This window comes from Amycolatopsis sp. NPDC005003, assembly GCF_053600695.1.
Genome location: NZ_JBSGAI010000107.1, coordinates 1 through 7353 on the forward strand (window position 1 = coordinate 1; position 7353 = coordinate 7353).

The 7353-nt window shown below is 72.3% G+C and carries 5 protein-coding genes; 3 read left to right on the top strand and 2 right to left on the bottom strand.

The annotated features are described in order from the left end of the window. Positions 1–584 (bottom strand): WXG100 family type VII secretion target (locus ACWED2_RS48195; protein WP_449697219.1); only part of this gene is annotated, 584 nt, incomplete at its 3' end. Between the two features lie 239 nt (positions 585–823). On the opposite strand from ACWED2_RS48195, the gene ACWED2_RS48200 reads away from it, so the two are divergent. Continuing rightward, the gene (locus ACWED2_RS48200) at positions 824–2437 is read left to right on the top strand and encodes a long-chain fatty acid--CoA ligase (protein ID WP_449697220.1); all 1614 of its coding nucleotides are present in this window, start codon (positions 824–826) and stop codon (positions 2435–2437) included. Positions 2438–2441: 4 nt separating this feature from the next. On the opposite strand, the gene ACWED2_RS48205 is transcribed toward ACWED2_RS48200, so the two are convergent. Beyond that, positions 2442–4130, bottom strand: a complete 1689-nt coding sequence (locus tag ACWED2_RS48205; RefSeq protein ID WP_449697221.1) for a helix-turn-helix domain-containing protein — start codon at positions 4128–4130, stop codon at positions 2442–2444. A 146-nt stretch (positions 4131–4276) separates the two neighbouring features. Here ACWED2_RS48205 and ACWED2_RS48210 point away from each other — a divergent pair, with 146 nt between their 5' ends. Both ACWED2_RS48210 and ACWED2_RS48215 read left to right on the top strand, forming a co-directional pair. Next, positions 4277–5668 carry an MFS transporter gene (locus ACWED2_RS48210; protein WP_449697222.1) on the top strand — a complete coding sequence of 464 codons (1392 nt, stop codon included), beginning with the start codon at positions 4277–4279 and terminating at the stop codon, positions 5666–5668. Continuing rightward, on the top strand, positions 5665–7260 hold the full coding sequence (locus tag ACWED2_RS48215) for a tannase/feruloyl esterase family alpha/beta hydrolase (RefSeq protein ID WP_449697223.1): 1596 nt from the start codon (positions 5665–5667) through the stop codon (positions 7258–7260). Before ACWED2_RS48210 ends, ACWED2_RS48215 begins: the two co-directional genes overlap by 4 nt. The last annotated feature ends 93 nt before the right edge of the window (positions 7261–7353 follow it).

Genomic DNA, 7353 nt, shown 5'->3' on the forward strand with positions numbered 1-7353 from the left:
CCGATGCCCAGGGTGAACAACACCTGCAGTGCCCAGCTGATCAGATGCCCGACCAGCTCCGCGATGATGTCCCGCACCAACGCCCGCACCGCAGCGACGACCTCACCAGCGGTCTTGACACCACTGGACGCACCTTCACAGCCCTTCTGGGCGGTCTCCAGCAGCGTCACGGTGTCCTGCGCCCGCTGCCGGTAGGTGTCCGCGGCGGCGCCGGTCCAGGACGAGATGTCGGTTTTGACCATGCCGGTCAGGTCCTCACCGACACTGCCCAGCTCGGCCGCGATGTTCTTCCACGTCTCCGCCTGCGCCGCGATCTCATCCGCGTTCCCGGTCAGCCCGTTCAAGGCCTCCTTCAACGGCCCGACGTGCTCCATCAGCCAACCGACCCCGGCCGCCAGGATCGCACCGAACGGGTCCATCGCCATCGACAACGCATCCAGCGCCGTCCCGACCGCGCCCAGCGCCACCGCAGCCCAGTCCCCGCTCTCGATGGCCGACTTCAGGTCGTTCGCCGACTCCAGCAGCGAAATGCCCGAATACGCCTTCGTGGAGTCCTTTGTCTCCGCCACCAACGGGTTCGCCACTGCTTGACCTTCTTTTCGTCGGGCCTTCAGACAAAATTAGCAGCGCCGTCACCTGGCACGGTGGCCGCGGAGCCTGCCTGCCCGAAAATCCGTGATCGCTGTCCGAGGCGGGCAACCACGCGGGCGACGTGGAGGTGATCACCACCCCGGCGGGCCGACGAGTGGGCGATTCCGACCTCTTCCCGGGCCGTGACCCGCTCTTAAAGTCACGAGAAAGATCCCCGACCGGAAGAGGCGCCATGGACGGGCTGATGCAGCCACGGCCGCTCACCATCGCCCACCTCCTGGAGCGTGCCGAGCGGCTCTTCGCGCACAAGGAAGTCGTCACGGCCGGAGGTGAGCGGCGGACCTACGCCGAGGTCGCCACCGGGACCCGGCGCCTGGCCACCGCGCTGGACGCACTCGGCGTCCCGGCCGGTGCCCGGGTCGCCACCTTCGCGAGCAACCACCGCCGCCACCTCGAGCTCTACCTGGCGGTGCCGGTCACCAAGCGGGTGCTGCACCCGATCAACATCCGGCTGACGGCGGAGCACCTCGAGTACATCGTCGAGCACGCCGAGGACGACGTCCTGTTCGTCGATCGCGCGCTGCTGCCGCGGATCTGGCCGAGCGCCGGCCGGCTGCCGGGGGTGCGGTACTGGGTGGTGCTGCCGGACGACAGCGGCGAGCCGATCCCGAACGACCCCCGCGTCCTCCACTACGACGACCTGGTGTCCGCGGCCGCGCCCGCCACGGGCTCGTTCGAGGACACGTTCGCGCTCGCCGACGAGCACCTCGCGGCCGGGCTCTGCTACACCTCCGGGACGACCGGGCCGCCCAAGGGCGTGCTCTACAGCCACCGGTCGACGGTCCTGCACTGCCTGGGGACGCTCGCCGCGGGCCTCGTCGGCCTCGCCGAAAGCGACGTCGTGCTGCCGATCGTGCCCATGTTCCACGCCAACGCCTGGGGCCTGCCCTACGGCGCGATGATGGCGGGCGCGGCCCTGGTCCTGCCCGGCCCGTCCGCGGACCCGGACCACCTGTTGCGGCTGATGGCGGCCGAGCGGGTCACCGTCGCCGGCGCCGTCCCCACGGTGTGGACGGGCATGGCACCCGGGCTGCGGGACCACGACCTGAGCGCGACGCGGTTCCTGCTCGGCGGCGGCTCGGCCGTCCCGCCGGCCCTGTCGGAGGCCTTCCGCGCCGCGATCGGGGTGCCCATCACGCATTCCTGGGGGATGACGGAGATCAGCCCGGTCGGGGCGATCGGCGGCACGCGCACCCAGCACCGGGACGCGCCCGAGGCGGACCGGGTGGCGGTGCGGGCCGCCCAGGGCCAGCCGGTGCCGCTGGTGAAGCTGCGGATCGCCGACGTCGAGACCGGCCGGGAGCTGCCTCGCGACGGCGTCGCCGTCGGTGAGCTGCAGGTCGCGGGCCCCTGGGTGGCGGGCGGCTACTACCGGGCGGCCGCCGACGGCAGCTTCACCGCCGACGGCTGGCTGCGCACCGGCGACCTGGCCACCATCGACGCCGACGGCTACCTGCGGCTGGTGGACCGGATGAAGGACCTGATCAAGTCCGGCGGTGAGTGGATCTCCTCGGTCGAGCTCGAGAGCGCCATCACGGCCCACCCCGACGTCGTCGAAGCCGCGGTGATCGCCCGGCCGGACCCCCGGTGGATGGAACGTCCGGTGGCGTACGTGGTGCTGCGCGAAGGCGCTGAAACGGCGGCCGAAGAGCTCCGGGCGCACCTCATGCCGAGGGTGGCGAAGTGGTGGCTGCCCGACGAGTTCGTCTTCGTGCCCGCCTTGCCGAAGACGGGCACCGGCAAGATCTCGAAGAGCGCCCTGCGCGACTCGCTGAAGGTCGGCTGAGCCATCAGGACGCGACCGCCCGCAGCTGGTGGAGCCGGAGCCCGAGCTGCAGTTCCAGGTCGTTTTCGTGGCGCCAGCCGGCGCCGAGCACCGCGGCGGCCCGGTCCAGGCGCTTGAGCAGGGTGTTGACGTGCAGGTGCAGCGCGCGGGCGGTGGCCGCGACGTTGCCGCGGTGCACGTAGTACGCGCCGAGCGTGCCGACCAGATCGGTGCCCCGCCGCCGGTCGTACTCCAGCAGCGGGCCGATCGAGCCGGCCAGGAACCGGTCGAGCTCGCCGGCCCGCTCGGGGTCGAACACCATGGCGTACAACGCGTATCGGCGGGTGGTGGCGCCCCCGTCGGTGTGCCCCAGCGCGCGCATGACCGCGCCGCAGCGGCCGGCCAGCGAAAACGCCCGGGCCCAGTCGTGGCCGCCCGCCCGTTCCCCGACGACGATGACGGGCGCGCCCAGTGTCCGCCGGAGTCTCGTGTGGACCTCCGCGACGGTCGCCTCGTCGTCGGCGCCGGGCAGGATCATCGTGGCCCGGCCCAGGTGCTCGCCGGCCAGCCCGGCGCGCTCCCGGGCGATGTCGTGCAGGTGCCGCGCGAGGTCGCCCGGCGGCGCCGCGGGGGAGTCCGCGACCAGCACCAGGTCCAGGCGGTCGACGTCGATGGCGCGGGCCCGGGCGCGAGCCCGCTGGGCCGGGCCGATGCCGGGGCTGCCGACCATCAGCTCGGTCAGCAGCTCGCCGCTCAGCCGCTCGCCGGCCTCGGCGACGGCCCGCTCCTTGAGGATGAGCAGCCCCAGGATGTGCGTGGCGCGCTCGAGGGTGCGCAGGTCCGTGTCGTCGCCGGTGCCCGACGGACGGCTCCACACGAGCGCGCCGAGGTAGCTGTCGCCGGCCTGGACGGCCGCCACGCTGCGGTCGGTCCCGCCGGTGCCGGGCGACGTCGTGCAGCGGCCGGTGCGGCGGGCGTCCTCGACGGCTTCGGCCAGATCCGTCCCCAGTGGACGGTCGCCCCGGTCCAGCAGCGTGATGCTGCCGCCCAGCTGGTCGGCGAGGTGCTGCGCGACGTCGCCGGGGGTGCCGCCGCCGAGCACGACACCGGTCAGGGCTTCGTGGATCGCCTGTGCCCGCTCGATCTTCCCGTACGCCACCCGGAGGTCCCGCAACGCGGTCTGGCTCGCTTCGTAGAGCCGGGCGTTGTCGAGGGCGACGGCGGCGTGGTCGGCGAAGGCGTTCAGCAGCGCGATCTCCTCGGCCTGGAACGACCGTTCGGAGCGGTCGGCGGCGAACAGCGCGCCCACCGCTTCGCCGCGGATCACCAGCGGCACGCCGAGCAGCGCCACCAGGTCTTCGGTGACGACCAGGCGGTCGAAGTTCGGGTCGTGCTGGATGAGCGTCGAGGTGGCGTAGTCGCGCACCCAGTGTGGGCTCTTGGAAGCCAGCACCTTGCCGCCGAGCCCGACTGTCGCCGGGATGGTCGCCGCGAGGAACTCCGCGGAGATCGTCCCCTCCGATGCGCGAGCCGACAGCCTGCCGTCGGCGCCGACCAGCGAGAGGTAGGTGAAGTCGGTGCCGATCAGGTCGTGGGCGTGGTGGACGATCGACTGCAGCACCTCGTCGAGCTCGCCGAGCGCGGTGAGCGACTTGACCGTTGCGTACAACGACGCCAGTTCGCGCTGCCGGCGCGGTTCCGCCGCACTGGTCACCGGGCTCGCCCTCCTCGGCGTCGAGGTGGGCGAAAGACCCACCGCTGCGGCGGGAGGAGTGGGTGGTCCACACCTCCGGTCGCAGGGTAGCGCCGCCCTACCATCACCGCCAGCACCTGCTGACCTCATCGACGAAGGCGGCACCCATGGCCATTCCGCTCACCCAACCCGAAGGGCAGTCCGGCACCGGGGTGCCCCTGACCCCGCGCCGGGGCTTCCGCAAACTGCTCGCGGCCGGGCTCATCGGCAGCTCGATCGAGTGGTACGACTTCTTCCTCTACGGCACCGCGGCCGCGCTGGTGTTCCCCAAGGTGTTCTTCCCGCACGCGTCGGCGCTGACCGGGACCCTGCTGGCGTTCAGCACCTTCTGGGCCGGGTTCGTGGCCCGGCCGATCGGCGGGGTCCTCGCCGGGCACCTCGGGGACAAGTACGGGCGCAAGCCGGTGGTCGTCGCCTGCCTCGCGCTGATGGGGGCGGCGACCTTCCTGATCGGCTGCCTGCCCAGCGCGGCGAGCGTCGGCGCGCTCGCTCCGACGCTGCTGGTGATCCTGCGGTTCGTCCAGGGCCTCGCGGCCGGCGGGCAGTGGGGCGGCATCGTGCTGCTGCTGACCGAATCCGCCAGTCCCAAGCGGCGTGGCTTCGCCGGGACCTTCGGGCAGACGAGCGTGCCGGTGGCCGTGATCCTGTCCAACCTGATCTTCGTGGCGGCCAGCGGCCTGATGCCCGACGCGGCCTTCCTGAGCTGGGGCTGGCGCATCCCGTTCCTGCTCAGCGTCGTCATGTTCGGCGTGGTGCTCTACATCCAGGCCAAGGTGGAGGACACCCCGGAGTTCCGGCAGCTGCAGGAAGCCGTGGCGGACCACGACGGCCCGGTGGTCCGGGCGCCGCTCGCCCAGGTGCTGCGCAGCAAGTGGGGGACCATCCTGCTCGGCTGCGGGCTGTTGTCGGCCACCAACAGCCTGTTCTACGTCAGCATTTCCGGCCTGCTGAGCTACGGCACCGGCACGCTCAAGCTCCAGCGCGATTCGCTGCTCGCGGTGGTGCTGCTCAGTTCCGCGGCGATGCTCGCGACGATCCCGCTGTCCGGTCACTTCTCGGACAAGGTGGGCCGCCGCCCGCTGATCCTCGTCGGCGGGCTGGGCGTCGCCATCTGGGCGTTCCCGTACTTCGGGCTCGTCGGCACCGCGTCCCTGCCGCTGATCTTCGTCGCGGTGGCCGTCGGGTTCGTGTTCCAGTGCCTCACCTACGGCCCGATCGCGAGCTTCCTCGGCGAGCTCTTCGCACCCAACGTCCGCTACTCGGGCGCGTCGCTGGCCTACCAGCTCTCCGCGATCGTCGTCAGCGGTGGCACGCCGTTCCTGATGACGGCGCTGATCGCGGAGGCCGGGAGCACCTGGCCGGTCGCCGTCTACATCACGCTGATGGGGCTGATCACCTTCGCCAGCGCGTGGTTCCTGCCGGAGACGAACCCCGCCGAGGTCCGGGCCGATCCGCACGCCGTGCCGGGCGCGCACCTGCACCGGGCGGCCGCGCGATGAGGAAGACACTCGCGGTCTCGGCTGCCCTGGTGCTGGCGGCGAGCGCGCCCGGCCCCGCTCTCGCGTCTCCCGCGGCCCCGGACTGCGCCGGGCTGGCCGGGCTGCGGATTCCGGCGTCGGCGATGAGCCTGCCGACCTCCGGCGGGATCGTCACGGCGGCGGCCGTCGTGCCCGGTGGCTACTGCCGGGCCGACGCCGAACTCCACCCCGTCGACCCGGCCGCCCCGGCCATCAAGCTGCGCGTCGCCCTGCCCCTCGCCTGGAACCACCGCGCGCTGATGTTCGGCGGCGGCGGGTTCAACGGCACCATCCCCGACGTGACGGCGAACGTGCCGTTCGGCCCGGCCGACCGGCCGGCACCACTGGCCCGGGGGTACGCGACCTTCGCGAGCGACTCCGGCCACCAGCAGAACCCGGCGTCCCCGCCGTCACTGGACGGGTCGTTCGGCGTGAACGACGAAGCCCTGACCAACTTCGCCGCCGGAGACGCGCTCAAGAAGACCCGGGACGCGAGCCTGTTCCTCATCCGGCACGCCTACTCGGCGGCGCCGGCCGAAGTCTTCTTCGCCGGCGGGTCGACCGGCGGCCGCGAGGCGCTCGTCGTCGCCCAGCGGTGGCCGTCCGCGTTCGACGGCGTGATCTCCGCTTTCCCGGCCTGGAACAACCTCGCCGAGATCCTCGATCTGGGCTACCTGACGCAGGTTCTGTCGCGTCCGGGCGCGTTCCCCGATCCGGCGAAGCAAAAGCTCCTCTACGACAGCGTCATCAAGACGTGTGACGGCCGGGACGGTGTCGCCGATGGCGTCGTCTCGGACCCGGGCTGCCGCTTCGACCCGCGGGTGCTGCGCTGCCCGGGCGGGGCCGACACCGGCCCGGGGTGCCTGTCCGACGCGCAGATCGGGGCGGTGACGGCGATGTCGTCGCCGTTCCGGTGGCCGTACCGGATCGCCAGCGGCGAGACGCAGTACCCGGGGTTCCCGTTCCTGTCGGGGGCGGACATGCGGACGCCGTTCCTCGGCTTCGGCACCACCGCACCGGCCGACCCGATGCCGGTGACCAGCGGCTACGGGATGCAGTACTGGGCCCAGTGGGTCAAGTACTTCCTGACCCGGAACCCGGCGCAGAACGCGCTGGACATCGATCCCCGGCACCCCGGCAAGTGGCTCGGCCGGATCAGCGCCCTGTCGCTGGTCGAGGACCGCAACAACGCCGACCTGCGGCCGTTCGCCCGCGCCGGCGGCAAGCTGATCCTGCTGCACGGCGCCGCGGACGAACTCGTCTCGCCGTACTCGACGAACGACTACTACGAGCGGGTGCGCGCGGTGGCGGGCCCACGCGCGACCGACGCGTTCCTTCGGTACTACGTCGTGCCCGGCGCCAACCACGCCAATTTCGGGACTCCGGCGTTGGCGGCGAGCTGGGATTCGCTCACCGCGCTCGAGCGGTGGACCGAAACCGGCCGGGCGCCGGTGAACCAGGTCGTCACCGACCTGGCCCACCAGCGCACGCGGCCGCTGTGCGAATACCCGGGCTGGCCCCGGTACCGCTCGGGTGATCCGGACAGCGCCGCGAGCTTCGCCTGCACCCGCTGAACCGGCCGCGACTCGTCGTGCAGCAGGATCAGCTTGCCGCCGGCGCGGGCGAACGGCCGCAGGTCGGCGTTGTTGCGGTCCTCGACCAGCGAC

Excerpts from the sequence above, each read along its gene's own strand:
- ACWED2_RS48200 (WP_449697220.1), top strand. The coding sequence starts at position 824 with ATGGACGGGCTGATGCAGCCACGGCCGCTCACCATCGCCCACCTCCTG.
- ACWED2_RS48215 (WP_449697223.1), top strand. The coding sequence starts at position 5,665 with ATGAGGAAGACACTCGCGGTCTCGGCTGCCCTGGTGCTGGCGGCGAGC.
- ACWED2_RS48210 (WP_449697222.1), top strand. The coding sequence starts at position 4,277 with ATGGCCATTCCGCTCACCCAACCCGAAGGGCAGTCCGGCACCGGGGTG.